Annotated in this window: 12 protein-coding genes; 4 read left to right on the plus strand and 8 right to left on the minus strand. The window is 66.5% G+C overall.

What is annotated here, in order from left to right; all coding sequences use genetic code 11:
* Positions 1 to 25: 25 nt before the first annotated feature.
* The 8 genes from EV672_RS01255 to leuC all read right to left on the minus strand — a co-directional run bounded on the left by EV672_RS01255 (position 26) and on the right by leuC (position 9,394).
* Positions 26 to 712 (minus strand): phosphoribosylanthranilate isomerase, encoded by a 687-nt coding sequence (locus EV672_RS01255; protein WP_133605765.1) that lies wholly within the window; start codon positions 710 to 712, stop codon positions 26 to 28.
* Positions 713 to 851: 139 nt separating this feature from the next.
* On the minus strand, positions 852 to 1,658 hold the full coding sequence (gene truA, locus EV672_RS01260; protein ID WP_243738496.1) for a tRNA pseudouridine(38-40) synthase TruA: 807 nt from the start codon (positions 1,656 to 1,658) through the stop codon (positions 852 to 854).
* A 78-nt stretch (positions 1,659 to 1,736) separates the two neighbouring features.
* On the minus strand, positions 1,737 to 4,466 hold the full coding sequence (locus tag EV672_RS01265; RefSeq protein WP_133605767.1) for a motility hub landmark protein FimV: 2,730 nt from the start codon (positions 4,464 to 4,466) through the stop codon (positions 1,737 to 1,739).
* A 423-nt stretch (positions 4,467 to 4,889) separates the two neighbouring features.
* Positions 4,890 to 6,023 carry an aspartate-semialdehyde dehydrogenase gene (asd, locus tag EV672_RS01270; protein ID WP_133605768.1) on the minus strand — a complete coding sequence of 378 codons (1,134 nt, stop codon included), beginning with the start codon at positions 6,021 to 6,023 and terminating at the stop codon, positions 4,890 to 4,892.
* Between the two features lie 40 nt (positions 6,024 to 6,063).
* Positions 6,064 to 7,143 (minus strand): 3-isopropylmalate dehydrogenase, encoded by a 1,080-nt coding sequence (gene leuB / locus EV672_RS01275; protein ID WP_133606417.1) that lies wholly within the window; start codon positions 7,141 to 7,143, stop codon positions 6,064 to 6,066.
* 31 nt (positions 7,144 to 7,174) lie between these two features.
* A complete protein-coding gene (gene leuD / locus EV672_RS01280; protein ID WP_133605769.1) occupies positions 7,175 to 7,822 on the minus strand; it encodes a 3-isopropylmalate dehydratase small subunit in 648 nt (215 codons plus the stop codon).
* Positions 7,823 to 7,829: 7 nt separating this feature from the next.
* Positions 7,830 to 7,958 (minus strand): entericidin A/B family lipoprotein, encoded by a 129-nt coding sequence (locus tag EV672_RS01285; RefSeq protein ID WP_133605770.1) that lies wholly within the window; start codon positions 7,956 to 7,958, stop codon positions 7,830 to 7,832.
* A gap of 26 nt (positions 7,959 to 7,984) precedes the next feature.
* Positions 7,985 to 9,394: a 3-isopropylmalate dehydratase large subunit gene (leuC, locus tag EV672_RS01290; RefSeq protein ID WP_133605771.1), complete on the minus strand. Its 1,410-nt coding sequence runs from the start codon at positions 9,392 to 9,394 to the stop codon at positions 7,985 to 7,987.
* A 277-nt stretch (positions 9,395 to 9,671) separates the two neighbouring features.
* On the opposite strand from leuC, the gene EV672_RS01295 reads away from it, so the two are divergent.
* Genes EV672_RS01295 through EV672_RS01310 form a run of 4 tightly spaced genes read left to right on the plus strand, consistent with a single transcriptional unit; the run spans position 9,672 to position 12,783 of the window.
* A complete protein-coding gene (locus tag EV672_RS01295; protein ID WP_133605772.1) occupies positions 9,672 to 9,851 on the plus strand; it encodes a hypothetical protein in 180 nt (59 codons plus the stop codon).
* 8 nt (positions 9,852 to 9,859) lie between these two features.
* On the plus strand, positions 9,860 to 10,627 hold the full coding sequence (locus EV672_RS01300) for a hypothetical protein (RefSeq protein WP_133605773.1): 768 nt from the start codon (positions 9,860 to 9,862) through the stop codon (positions 10,625 to 10,627).
* 24 nt (positions 10,628 to 10,651) lie between these two features.
* On the plus strand, positions 10,652 to 11,533 hold the full coding sequence (locus EV672_RS01305) for a DUF6502 family protein (protein ID WP_243738451.1): 882 nt from the start codon (positions 10,652 to 10,654) through the stop codon (positions 11,531 to 11,533).
* Entirely contained in the window at positions 11,530 to 12,783 is a 1,254-nt protein-coding gene (locus tag EV672_RS01310) for a DUF5666 domain-containing protein (RefSeq protein WP_133605774.1), read from the plus strand. The genes EV672_RS01305 and EV672_RS01310 overlap by 4 nt, the downstream gene beginning before the upstream one ends.
* Positions 12,784 to 12,862: the final 79 nt, after the last annotated feature.

Here is a 12,862-nt window from a genome sequence, read left to right on the forward strand (position 1 = left end):
ATGCTTATTGTTTGCGCGTGCCGGCTCAAGCGGCAGGCGTCAGGAGGGGTTGGGCCAGAGAAGACACCTCGGCATCGGCGAGCCGCACGGCCCGGCAAAACGCGCGCAGCAGTGCGGCGTCCTTGAGGCCTTTGCCCGCTTCCACGCCCGAGCTGACGTCCACGGCCCAGGGCCGCACGCGCCGGACGCCTTCGCCCACGTTGCCGGCATGGAGGCCGCCCGACAGCACCAGTGGCAGGGGCAGCTGCCCCGGCTGGGGCAGGAGGGCCCAGTCGAACACCTGGCCACCGCCGCCGTAGCCTTCCACATGGGCATCGACCAGCAAGGCCTGCGCGCCGGCGAACTGCCGCGCGAAGTCTGCCAGGTCCAGCCCAGGGGCCATGCGCGCCGCGCGCAGGTAGGGGCGAGACGCCGCCGCGCACTCGGCCGCGGTCTCGTCGCCATGGAACTGCAGCAAGGCGTCGGGGACAGCGTCCAAAGCGCGCTGGCGCAGGTCGGCGTCCGCGTTCACCAGCAGCACGACCGGGGTGACGAAGGGGGGCAGCCTGCGCGCGAGCACGCCAGCGCGTTCGGCGCTGACATGGCGGGGGCTTTTGTCGTACAGCACGAAACCGATGGCATCGGCGCCGGCTTCGACCGCGGCATCCACGTCCGCCTCTCGGGTGAGGCCGCAGACCTTGATGCGCGTTCGGTGAACAAACTCAGAAGACATCCAGTGGCCGGGAGGTCCAGCATCCCGTGGCGGTGTCGATGGTGAGATTGTCTCAAAAAACCGGGGCTTTTCCCGGGGGTGGCCCAGGGCATCACAGGGTCATCTGCCACGATGCGGAAAAACCCCCGCTGGCGGGCACTCAAGTCGGCAACCAGTCCATGCCGGGCACGTGCTCGGGCAAGGCGTGCTCGGGGTCGTAACGCGGGCCCATGAAGTACAGGCCGTCCGGTGAAAACGTCGGGGCGGCCACCTTGCGGTCGCGGGCCTCGCGCACCTCACGCACCCAGTCGGGCGGCTGCACGCCCGTGCCGACCATGATCAGGCAACCCATGATGTTGCGGATCATGTGGTGCAGGAAGGCCTGGCCCTCGAAATCGAAGCGCCAGTAGGCGGTCGGTGCGTCGGCTGGGCCGCAACGGCGGATGCGGATCTCGCGCAGGTGCTTGACCGGCGTGGGCGACTGGCACATGGACGAGCGGAAAGAGCTGAAGTCGTGCTCTCCGACCAGGTGGGCGGCCGCGGCCTGCATGGCCGGCAGGTCGAGCGGTCGGAACATCCAGCCCACCCGTCCCGACTCCATGGCCGGGCGCACGGCCGATTCCAGCAGCACATAGGTGTAGCGCCGCCCGCGCGCGCTGTTGCGGGCATGGAAGTGCGGCGGCACCTCGGCGGCCCACTGCACGGCGATGTCGGACGGCAGGAAGGTGTTGGTGCCGCGCACCCAGGAAAACGGCGCGCGGTCGATGTCGGTGTCGAGGTGCACGACCTGGTTGATGCCATGCACCCCGGCGTCGGTGCGACCGGCGCACATCACCTTCAGCGGGCGCACGGCAAAAGCCGCCAGCGCGGCTTCCAGCGCGTCTTGCACCGTGCCGCCGCCAGGCTGGCTTTGCCAGCCCTTGTAGGCGCTGCCGACGTAGGAAACACCGAGGGCGATCCGTCGGATCGCCCTCGTGGGTGCACCTTGCGGCGCCTCGGGGAGGGCCGCGCCCTCCCCTGGTTCACTGCCCATGGCCATGCGTCATCAGGACAAGCTGTCGAGCATGTTCTGCGCCTTGCCGCGCAGGCCACCGTCTGTGGCGTTGTCGATGACTTCCTGCAGCAGCTCGCGGGCGCCGTCGGCATCACCGATCTGGCGGAACTCCTCGGCCAGCTCCAGCTTGCGCGCCATCGGGTCGCTGGACAGATCGGACAGGCCTTGCTGGCTGTCCATCGGCTCTGCGGCAGGCGGCGAACCGGCACCCAGGTCCAGGCTGATGTCGCTCAGGTCAAAGGCCGGCGCCTGGGCGGGCTCTGCCGGGGGCAACACGCTTTCCAAATCGAAGTCCAGGCCATTCGATGCGGGTTCGGGCGAGGCAGCGAGCTCGGGCATGTCCAGGCCCTGATCGAGCCCCTGGTCCAGGCTTTCCAGCGAAGGCAGGTCCATCGGCTCAGGCGCGCCAGACGTGAAAGCCGCAGGCGCGGTGGCCTGGGCCAGCGGCAGGTCTTCGCCGAACTCGGGCAGGCTCAACGAAGGCAGATCGCCCGCCTCGGTCGTGGGCGACACGGAGTCGGTCACGGCGTCCAGGGACGAAGGCGCAGAGATGTCCAGGTCCAGGTCCAGGGCCGACGAGGCCGCGGCAGGTGCCAGCTCGGACACCGGCGGCGCGATGGAATCCAGCGCGCTGGGTGCGGGCATCACCGAGTGCGGGATGGTGCTGGCGCCCAGCATGTCTGACGGCGACTCGACGCTCAGGGGCGTCGAAGACGGCTGACCGCCAGGCTGGTAAAGCGGGTTTTCAGGATCGATGCTCAGGCCGAGCTCCTGGGCCTTGGCCCAGTCTTCGCCCTGACCTTGGGTCAGGCCGTGCAGCTGCGCGGCCAACTGCTCGTAGCCCTTGGTGTCACGGCGCTTGGCATAGACCTCCAACAGCTTGCTGCGGATGGCCAGGCGGTCCGGCGTGCTGCGCAGAGCTTCCTTGAGGATTTCCTCGGCCTGCAAATCGCGGCCATAAGCCAGATAGACATCGGCCTCGGCGACCGGGTCCACGTCACCGATGGCATCGAGCTGGCTGAGCGAGTAGCTCATGGACGAGGGGCCGCCGGTGGCATCGCGGGTGTCAACGCGCTGACCACCGCTGGCACCGAAGAAGGAATCCGGCTGCAGGCGGCTTTCCAGGAAGGAGGTTTCGCCCGTGTCAGAGCGACGGCGCGAGCGCAGGAACATCGCCACACCGGCCAGCAAGGCCACGCCAGCGCCACCGGCGGCCAGCAGCATGGGGTTGAGCGACTCCAGGAAACCAGGCTCTTCGGCCTGCGGCTCGGGCGGCGGGGCCACCGGCGCGGTCACGGCAGGCGCGGGACGTGAAGGCTCGACCGCTGGCGCAGAGGCCTGGTCGGCGACGGCCGTGGCCGCACCTTCGGACGAGCTCGATGCCGCGCTGGCCATGGCTTCGGCCAGCACCGCAGAAGCGGGGGCCGATGGCGCCAGCGGGGCGGGGGCGGGGACAGGTGCCGGTGAGGGCACTGGCGCGGGGGGCGGTGCCACTGGCGCCGGAGCAGGTGCAGGCACGGGTGCCGCGGCCTTCGCAGGCGCCGACGCCGGGCTGGTCGCCGACTTCTCTTTCAGCTTGCGCAGCTCGTCGAGGTTCTTCGACAGCTCGGCCACGCGGGCGCTGCTGTCTTCCTTGGCGCGGGCCTTGGCCACGCGGTCTTCGACACCCGAGGCCGAGCCGGAGCTGATGCCACCCTTGCTCAGGGTGAGCTTGTCGGGTGTGGGCACTGCCGCTTGCTTGCGGTCCTGGACCTCGGCTTCGACCTTGCCCTTGGCTTGGCGCTCAGGCTGCTCGTTCGGCGCGGCCACCACGGTGCCGGCGAGGCGCTGGCGGTAGGCCGAGAAATCGGCGCTTTGCGCCACGATGACCTGGCGCGCCTCGGGCTGGCTGACCTTTTGTGCCTCCTCGGCCGAGGGCACGTTCAACACGGCACCCGCCTTCAGGCGGTTCATGTTGTTGCCCTGGAAGGCTTGCGGGTTGTTGCGGTAGAGGCCCACCAGCATCTGGTCGAGCGACACACCGGCGGCGGCATTGCGCTGCGCGATGAGCGACAGCGAATCGCCCGACTTCACGCGCACGCTGCGGCCGTCGGCATCACCCGAAGGGGCCGTCGAGGAAGGGGCAGGCGCAGGTGCCGGTGCAGCGGCAAGCGAAGGCTCGACCGACGACGCGGCAGCGGCCGATTTCACAGGCGCTTTCGGAGCACGCGACTTGGTCGCCGTGGTGCCAGGCGACGCGGCTTCGGCCACCACAGGCGCACGGGAGGCAGACTTGGCAGCACCCTTGGCAGCATCGGCCTGGGCGTCCATCACCGGCGCGGTCGGGGCGGGCGCAGCCTGGGCGGCCTGGCGCACAGACGGGGGATCGAACAACAGGGTGTACTCGCGCACCAGTCGTCCCGAAGACCAGTTCAGGTCCAGGATGACATCGACAAAGGGCTCTTGCACCGAGCGGTCGCTGGCGATGCGCAGGTAGGGCCGGCCGTCGGCGCGGCGCTGCAGCGTGATCTGGGTGGACGACAGCACGCCGTTGAAATCCACGCCCGCGGCGCGGTAGGTTTCAGGGGTGGCGACCTTGACCTGCAGCGTGGCGCTTTCTTCTGGCGTCAGGCTGGAGACGTCGATTTCGGCGCGCAGGGCCTCGCCCAGCGCGGATTGCACGTTCAATTTGCCCAGGCCCAATGCCCAGCCCGAAACCGGCAGGGCCGACAAGGCAGACATGGCGGCGGCAATGGCCACCCGATTCAGGACAAATCGCCCTGCGGACAACGAATGATCTTTCAAGGCGTCTCCCAGCTCATCATGGGTCGGTGTATGGGCTCAAAGCAGGCTGTGCGTGGGCGCCGATGCCCACGGCCATCTCTGCAGGTGATGTGCATAAAACACAATAGCATCAGGCAGATAGGGTGACAAGCTCATGCAATGGCTGATCTCGGGAGAGCCCAGGACGAAAACCCGCCCCAGGCATCCGGTATTGCGCAATTGTCGCCCGCTGGCAACATGGCTTTTTGCGGATATTGTTTCCAGACGTTGCAAAACGCCCCGGAATTGGCCCGATGTGGGCCACCAATTCACGGCATCCCGCCGGAATTGGTGGCACTGATTGGCCCAGGTTGCGCTTCCCGCACCGCGGGAGCGGAGGGATCAGCGGTCCAGCAGGATGCGCAGCATGCGGCGCAGGGGCTCGGCCGCGCCCCACAGGAGCTGGTCACCCACGGTGAAGGCGCCGACGTACTCGGGGCCCATGGCGAGCTTGCGGATGCGGCCCACGGGGATGGTCAGCGTGCCGGTCGTGGCCACGGGCGTCAGGTCACGGATGGTGGCCTCGCGGGTGTTGGGCACGACCTTCACCCACTCGTTGTCGGCGGCGATCATGGCCTCGATGTCGGCCAGGGGCACGTCCTTCTTGAGCTTGAAAGTCAGGGCCTGGGAGTGGCAGCGCATGGCACCGATGCGCACGCAGAAACCGTCCACCGGCACGGCGGGCGAACCAAAGCCGTCGCCTTGACCCAGGATCTTGTTCGTCTCGGCCATGCCCTTCCACTCTTCCTTGGATTGGCCATTGCCGAGGTCCTTGTCGATCCAGGGGATCAGCGAGCCACCCAGGGGCACGCCGAAGCTGGCGGTCTCGACCTCGGTCAGCGAGCGCTGCTTGGCGATGATCTTGCGGTCGATTTCCAGGATGGCGCTCTTGGGGTCGTCCAGCAGCGAACGCACTTCGGCATTCAGCGTGCCGAACTGGGTCAGCAATTCGCGCATGTGCTGGGCACCACCGCCGGAGGCCGCCTGGTAGGTCTGGGTGGACATCCACTCGACCAGTCCCGCCTTGTACAGCGCACCCACGCCGATCAGCATGCAGCTGACCGTGCAGTTGCCGCCCACCCAGTCCTTGCCACCGTTGGCCAGGCTGTTCTTGATCACCGGCATGTTGACCGGGTCCAGCACGATGACGGCGTTGTCCTTCATGCGCAGCGTGGAGGCGGCGTCGATCCAGTGGCCGCTCCAGCCCGTTTCGCGCAGCTTGCCATAGACCTCGGTGGTGTAGTCACCTCCCTGGGCCGTGACGATGATGTCGCAGCGCTTGAGCTCGTCGATGTCGTAGGCGCTCTTGAGGGCCTTTTCGTTCTTGGCCATCGAGGGTGCGGCACCGCCGGCGTTCGAGGTCGAGAAGAACAGCGGTTCAAAGTGGTCGAAGTCACCCTCGGCCTGCATGCGGTCCATCAGCACCGAGCCGACCATGCCGCGCCAGCCCACCAAACCAACCAGAGTCGTAGCCATGATGTGTTCCTTCAGTCAACGTGTTGGATGCGCGGGGCGATCAGCCCTGTGCCTGGAGCGCCGCCACGACGGCCTCGCCCATCTCGGTGGTGCCCACCTTCTTCGTGCCTTCGCTGAAGATGTCCGGCGTGCGCAGGCCCTGCTCCAGCACGGACTGCACGGCGCGCTCGATGCGGCTGGCGGCTTCTTCCTGGTTCAGGCTGAAGCGCAGCATCATCGCGGCGCTCAGGATGGTGGCCAGCGGGTTGGCCACGCCCTTGCCTGCGATGTCCGGTGCCGAGCCGTGGCTGGGCTCGTACAGGCCCTGGCCCTTGGCGTTCAACGAGGCCGAGGGCAGCATGCCGATGGAGCCGGTCAGCATGGCCGCAGCGTCGGACAGGATGTCACCGAACATGTTGCCGGTGAACAGCACGTCGAATTTCTTGGGCGCCTTGATCAGCTGCATCGCGGCGTTGTCCACGTACATGTGGTCCAGCTCGATGTCGGGGTACTGGGCGTGCACCTCGGTGACGACGTCCTTCCAGAACTGGAAAGTTTCCAGCACGTTGGCCTTGTCCACGCTGGTGACGCGCTTGCCGCGCTTGCGGGCCGCCTGGAACGCCACGTGGGCGATGCGCTCGATCTCGGGGCGCGAGTAGCGCATCGTGTCGAAGGCCTCGGGCGAGCCCTTGAACTCGCCATCCGGGGCCTCACGGCGGCCGCGCGGCTGACCGAAGTAGATGTCACCGGTCAGTTCGCGGATGATGAGGATGTCCAGGCCCGCCACCAGCTCGGGCTTGAGGCTCGAAGCGTGGGTCAGCTGCGGGTAGCAGATGGCCGGGCGGAAGTTGGCGAACAGGCCCATGTGCTTGCGCAGGCCCAGGATGGCTTGCTCGGGGCGCAGCGGGCGGTCGAGCTTGTCGTACTTCCAATCACCGACCGCGCCGAACAGCACGGCGTCAGAGGCCATGGCCAGGTTCAGCGTGGCTTCGGGCAGCGGGTGGCCGTGGGCGTCGAAGGCGGCACCGCCGACCTTGGCTTCGTCCAGCTGGAAAGGCAGGTCCAGGACCTTCAGCACCTTGACCGCTTCGTGGACGATCTCGGAGCCAATGCCGTCACCCGGCAACACAGCAATCTTCATGACCATGGTGGTTCTCAGTTCTTCTTGAAAATCAAACGATGCGGTTGTTCAGCCAGGGCTTCTGGGCCAGGCGCTCGGCTTCATAGGCCTTGATCTTCTCTGCATGGCGCAGGGTCAGGCCGATGTCGTCGAAACCGTTGAGCAGACAGTACTTGCGGAAGGGCTGGACGTCGAAGGGCAGCTCTTCGCCGTCGCCCTTGACGACCACCTGGCGCTCCAGGTCGATGGTCAGCGCGTAGCCGGGGAAGGCCGCGACTTCGTTGAACAGCTTGTCCACCTGGGCCTCGCTCAGGACGATGGGCAACACGCCGTTCTTGAAGCAGTTGTTGAAGAAGATGTCAGCGAAGCTGGGCGCGATGATGGCGCGAAAGCCGTACTGCTCGAGCGCCCAGGGTGCGTGCTCGCGGCTGGAGCCGCAACCGAAGTTCTGGCGCGCGATCAGCACCGATGCGCCCTGGTAGCGCGGCTGGTTCAGCACGAAGTCCGGGTTGGGCTTGCGCGAGGCCGGGTCCTGGCCGGGCTCGCCCGCGTCCAGGTAGCGCCATTCGTCGAACAGGTTGGGGCCGAAGCCCGTGCGCTTGATCGACTTCAGGTACTGCTTGGGGATGATGGCGTCGGTGTCGACGTTCTCACGGTCCATGGGCGCCACGAGGCCCTTGTGAATGCGGAAGGCTTGCATGGTGGGGTTACTTCTTCGCGGCGTTGGAGATGGCCTCGCCGGCCTTCTCAAGGTCCTGGCCCACGCCGTGCACGGTGTTGCAGCCGGCCAGAGAGAAAGCAGCGATCAGGGACAGCAGGGTGGTCAGACGGTTCATGGTCGAAAGCTCCGGATCTGAAGGGTTCAAGCCAGGCGGCGCACGTCAACGAAGTGGCCCTGCATGGCGGCCGCGGCGGCCATGGCAGGGCTGACCAGGTGGGTGCGGCCACCCGCGCCCTGACGGCCTTCGAAGTTGCGGTTGCTGGTGGAAGCGCAGCGCTCGCCGGGCTCCAGGCGGTCGGCGTTCATGGCCAGGCACATGGAGCAACCGGGCTCGCGCCACTCGAAACCTGCGGCCTTGAAGACCTGGTCCAGGCCTTCGCGCTCGGCCTGCTCTTTCACCAAGCCAGAGCCCGGCACAATCAGGGCCAGCTTGATGTTGGCGGCCACGCGGCCACCGATCTTGCGCACCACGGCAGCGGCTTCGCGCATGTCTTCGATGCGGCTGTTGGTGCACGAACCGATGAAGACCTTGTCCACGCGGATGTCGTTGAGGGCCTTGTTGGGCTCCAGTGCCATGTAGGTCAACGCGCGCTCCATGGCCGAACGCTTGACAACATCCTTTTCCTTGTCAGGATCAGGCACGCGATCTTCGATGGACAGCACCATCTCGGGCGAGGTGCCCCAGGTGACTTGCGGCGCGATCTGTGTGGCGTCCAGCTCGACCACGGTGTCGAACGTCGCGTCGGCATCGGAGTGCAGCGTGCGCCAGTAGGCAATCGCCTGTTCCAGTTCGACGCCGGTCGGGCTGAAGGGGCGGTTCTGCACGTAGGCGATGGTCGTGTCATCGACGGCCACCAGGCCCGCACGGGCACCGGCTTCGATGGCCATGTTGCACACGGTCATGCGGCCTTCCATGCTCAAGGCACGGATGGCGCTGCCTGCGAACTCGATGGTGTAGCCCGTGCCGCCAGCTGTGCCGATGCGACCGATGATGGCCAGCACGATGTCCTTGGCGCTCACGCCCTTGGCCACGGCGCCTTCCACCTTGACGAGCATGTTCTTGGCCTTCTTGGCCAACAGCGTCTGCGTGGCCAGCACGTGCTCGACCTCGGAGGTGCCGATGCCGTGGGCCAGCGCGCCGAAGGCACCGTGCGTGGAGGTGTGGCTGTCGCCGCAGACCACGGTCATGCCAGGCAGCGTGGCGCCTTGCTCAGGGCCGATCACATGGACGATGCCCTGGCGCTTGTCGCCCATCTTGAACTGGGTGATGCCGACGCGGTCGCAGTTCTGGTCCAGCGTGTCCACCTGCAGCTTGGAGATGGGGTCGGTGATGCCTTGCGAGCGGTCGGTCGTGGGCACGTTGTGGTCGCTCACCGCCAGGTTGGCCGACAGGCGCCACACCTTGCGGCCGGCAATGTCCAGCCCCTCGAACGCCTGCGGGCTGGTGACTTCGTGCACCAGGTGGCGGTCGATGTAGAGGGTGGCGGTGCCATCTTCCTCGGTGTGGACGACGTGCTCGTCCCAGATCTTGTCGTAGAGGGTGCGTCCCATGGTGCTCGTTCAAGAGGGGGCTGAAATGACCCAATGAGGGCAAAGATGAGATTTTACGGCAGCCGATCGGCGCATGCCGCATCAGGGCTGAGGTGCGGCCCGCCATGGTGCGCGCGCCAGCTGGGCCTCTTCCATAAAAAATCAAATCCATAAAACACGTTTTGTTACTTTTATTGTCTTTACGAGTGCATTTTGCACACGTACATTGGGTGTGTCCCGCCGGGATGCCAGCACAGCGGACACGCCGTCTGGCCCATCAACAGACAAGGAACACACCATGAACAAGATCGCACGCACCGCCTTCGCCGCCACCTTGGCCCTCGGCCTGATCGGCCTCGCCCAAGCCCGCGCCGAGCGCCCTGAGAAGGCAGAAAAGCCCGAGAAGGTGGAGAAAGTTGAAAAGATTGAGAAGGTTGAAAAAGTGGGCGCCGTGGCCTCGTCGCGCCTGACCGCCTGATCCGCATCATGACAATGGCCATGCGCAGCTTGTGGACCCGGCTCCTGCCTGGGTGCTGGCTGTGCCTGGCCGGCTTGGCCTCTGCCGAGGTCGTGCCAGACCTGCCCCCACCCGACAACATCGACCTGCAACTGGCCTTCGAAAACGCCACCGGGCGTTATGGTGAGGCCAAGTCCTCCGGCATCCGCCAGACCACCTTGAGCACCCGCTACCGCAAGGGCAACTGGCTGCTGGGCCTGGACGCGCCCTGGTTGCAAATCCAAGACCGGGCGCCAGATGCCGACCACCCGCGCGCAGAAGGCGTCGGTGACGTGGTGCTCAGGCTGACACGCACGCTGCGCGACCTCGACACCCGAGGCCCCGGCATCGACATCACCACGAAGGTCAAAACACGCACCGGGAACGCCGGGCTGGGCCTGGGCAGCGGCGCCACAGACGTGTCCCTGCAAATCGACGGCACCCAGCTGCTGAGCCGCAGCACCTTGCTGTTTGGCCACATCGGCAAGCGTGAAACCGGCGACCTGCCCGGGCGCAAACCTTTCAAAGACCCCTGGTACGCCGAAGCGGGCTTCCAGACGCGCTGGGCGAACCAGCACGACGCCGGGGTGTACCACAGCGTCCGCGGTCGCATCGGCGCCCTGGGCCCCTTGCGGGAGTGGACGGCGTTTGCCGGCACCCGGGTGGACGCCATGCGGTTCCAGGTTTACCTCTCTCACGGCGTGAGCCGTGCCAGCGCAGATTGGGCAGCTGGCATGATCGGCCGCTACCGTTTTTGACCTGCACGCCAAGCTGCACCTCTGATGACCGACGCGCCCTCCCCTCTGCCCAGCGACGATGCCCCCGACCGGGCGCCGGGCCTGACCGCTGCCGTGCGCGACATCGTCGCGCCCTTGGCGCAGTTGGCGATCGCCAAAGGCATGCGCTACCCCGAGCTCGACGAGCTGCTGAAAGGGGCCTTGGTCGAGGCGGCACGCCAGGCCCACGCCGACGTGCCCTTGAGCCGAGTGGTCAGCCGCATCAGCACCGCCACCGGCATCAACCGCCGGGAGGTCACCCGCCTGACTCACCAAGCGTCCACCGAGAGCAGCAAACCGCGCTCCGTCGTCAATGAGCTGTACGCGCGCTGGTCCACCGACCCCGGCTACCTCCAACACGGTCAACCCATGCGACTGCCCCGCCTGGGCGCAGACCCCAGCTTCGAAGGCCTCGCCACCTCGGTGAACAAGGACGTGCGCCCCCGCAGCCTGCTCGATGAGCTCTGCCGCCTGGGCATGGCCAAGGTGCACGAGGACGACACGGTCGAGTTGCTGCAAGACAAATTTGTGCCCAGCCAGGACGAGCGCCAGATGTTCGCTTTCCTGGGGGCCAACGTGGGCGACCACCTGCAAGCCGCAGTGCACAACGTGATGGGCCACGGCGTGCGCACGCTGGAGCAGGCCTTGTTCACCGATGCGCTCTCGGCCAGCTCGGTCGAAGTCATCCGACCGAAGGTCAGCGCGCAGTGGCAATCCGTGGTGCGCAGCCTGGCGCCCGAGGTGCAATCCCTCATGGACCACGACAAGGCCCAGCAGCATCCGCAGGACCACCGACTGCGTATCGGCATGTACATGTACGCGGCGCCCCTGGCCCGCACACCCGAAGCGGACGAAGCATCCGCCCCCCCGAAAAAGGAGACCCCATGACGTCCAAACCTCCACGCGCGGCCCCCGCTGTCTCAGGCCTGAAACAGCGCTTCACAGCCTGTGCGCTGGGCTGCCTGCTGGCCCTGTCGGCCTGCGGAGGCGGAGGTGGCGGGAGCCCCTCCGCATCGAACGGGGTGGGCGTGGGAGGCACCGGCTCGGCGGCTGGGCCGGTGACGGGGTTTGGCTCCATCATCGTCAACGACATCCGCTTCGATGACAGCACCGCCCTAATCTTCGATGACGACGACACCAGCAAGAATCGCAGCGACATCAAGCTGGGCATGCTGGTCGACGTGCGATCGGGCGTGTTCACCGACGATGCGACAACGGGCTTGCGCAACGCCACCGCCACCCAGATCATTTACGGCAGCAGCCTGAAGGGCGTGGTGACGGCCAAGGGCGCCTCCAGCATCACGGTGCTGGGTCAGGTTGTCAACGTCACCAGCACGACGGTGTTCGACGGCTTCGCTTCTGGCCTCGCCAGCGTGACGACCAGCAGCCCGAACAACCTGGTGGAAGTTCATGCCTTGTTCAACCCGAGCACCAGCCAATTCACGGCCACGCGCATCGAACGCAAGAGCGCACCTTTGAGTGAATGCAAGCTGACCGGGCTGGTGAACGCGCTGAGCACCAACGCACAAACCTTCTTCATCAATGGTTTCTCGGTGGCCTATGCCGGCGCCACCCGCGTCAGTGGCTTGGCGGAGGGACAGCGTGTCAAGGTGAGGCTGGCCTTCAATGCGGGCAACTGCACCAACAATGCCACACGCATCGACGGTGCCCAAACTGCCTTCGCAGACAACAGCAGCGCGGAAGTCGAAGGCTTCGTCAGCAACTTCATCAGCAGCGCTGGCGCCATCACCTTCAAGGTGAACGGCGTGCCCGTCAGCGCCACCACGGTGGCCACGGGCGTCGCTGATGGCATCCGGGTGGAGGCCGAGGGCGTGGTGCGCAACGGCGTGCTCGTGGCATCCAAGGTGGAACGCAAGGACTTGCCCAGCACCGACAGCGTGAGGCTGTTTGGTTCACCCAGTGGCCATGCCCCCTCGACAGCCACCACCGGGACATTCATCGTCCAGGGGCAGACGGTGTACTACGACACCGCGACGACCCGGTTCGACAACTTCTCGGACAGCAACACCTTCAACAACCCATCGGCATCTCTGGAAGTGCGCGGTGCGCCGGACAACTCGGGCACCGTGAGCCCGGGCACCGTGATCATCGCGTCTGAAATCAAGCTCAAGAACTGAAGCACCCTGCCCCATGAAAAAACCCCGCCAAGGCGGGGTTTTTTTGCGCCTCCGCCGAAGCGGTGACCGTCAGGCCGAG

The organism is Aquabacterium commune, from assembly GCF_004362855.1.
Taxonomy (GTDB): domain Bacteria; phylum Pseudomonadota; class Gammaproteobacteria; order Burkholderiales; family Burkholderiaceae_C; genus Aquabacterium; species Aquabacterium commune.

What these genes read in the sequence shown, in the direction of transcription:
- EV672_RS01255 (WP_133605765.1), bottom strand. Translation starts at nt 712, where the DNA reads ATGTCTTCTGAGTTTGTTCACCGAACGCGCATCAAGGTCTGCGGCCTC.
- EV672_RS01265 (WP_133605767.1), bottom strand. Translation starts at nt 4,466, where the DNA reads ATGTCTGCCTTGTCGGCCCTGCCGGTTTCGGGCTGGGCATTGGGCCTG.
- asd (WP_133605768.1), bottom strand. Translation starts at nt 6,023, where the DNA reads ATGGCTACGACTCTGGTTGGTTTGGTGGGCTGGCGCGGCATGGTCGGC.
- leuB (WP_133606417.1), bottom strand. Translation starts at nt 7,143, where the DNA reads ATGAAGATTGCTGTGTTGCCGGGTGACGGCATTGGCTCCGAGATCGTC.
- leuD (WP_133605769.1), bottom strand. Translation starts at nt 7,822, where the DNA reads ATGCAAGCCTTCCGCATTCACAAGGGCCTCGTGGCGCCCATGGACCGT.
- EV672_RS01285 (WP_133605770.1), bottom strand. Translation starts at nt 7,958, where the DNA reads ATGAACCGTCTGACCACCCTGCTGTCCCTGATCGCTGCTTTCTCTCTG.
- leuC (WP_133605771.1), bottom strand. Translation starts at nt 9,394, where the DNA reads ATGGGACGCACCCTCTACGACAAGATCTGGGACGAGCACGTCGTCCAC.
- EV672_RS01295 (WP_133605772.1), top strand. Translation starts at nt 9,672, where the DNA reads ATGAACAAGATCGCACGCACCGCCTTCGCCGCCACCTTGGCCCTCGGC.
- EV672_RS01300 (WP_133605773.1), top strand. Translation starts at nt 9,860, where the DNA reads ATGACAATGGCCATGCGCAGCTTGTGGACCCGGCTCCTGCCTGGGTGC.
- EV672_RS01305 (WP_243738451.1), top strand. Translation starts at nt 10,652, where the DNA reads ATGACCGACGCGCCCTCCCCTCTGCCCAGCGACGATGCCCCCGACCGG.
- EV672_RS01310 (WP_133605774.1), top strand. Translation starts at nt 11,530, where the DNA reads ATGACGTCCAAACCTCCACGCGCGGCCCCCGCTGTCTCAGGCCTGAAA.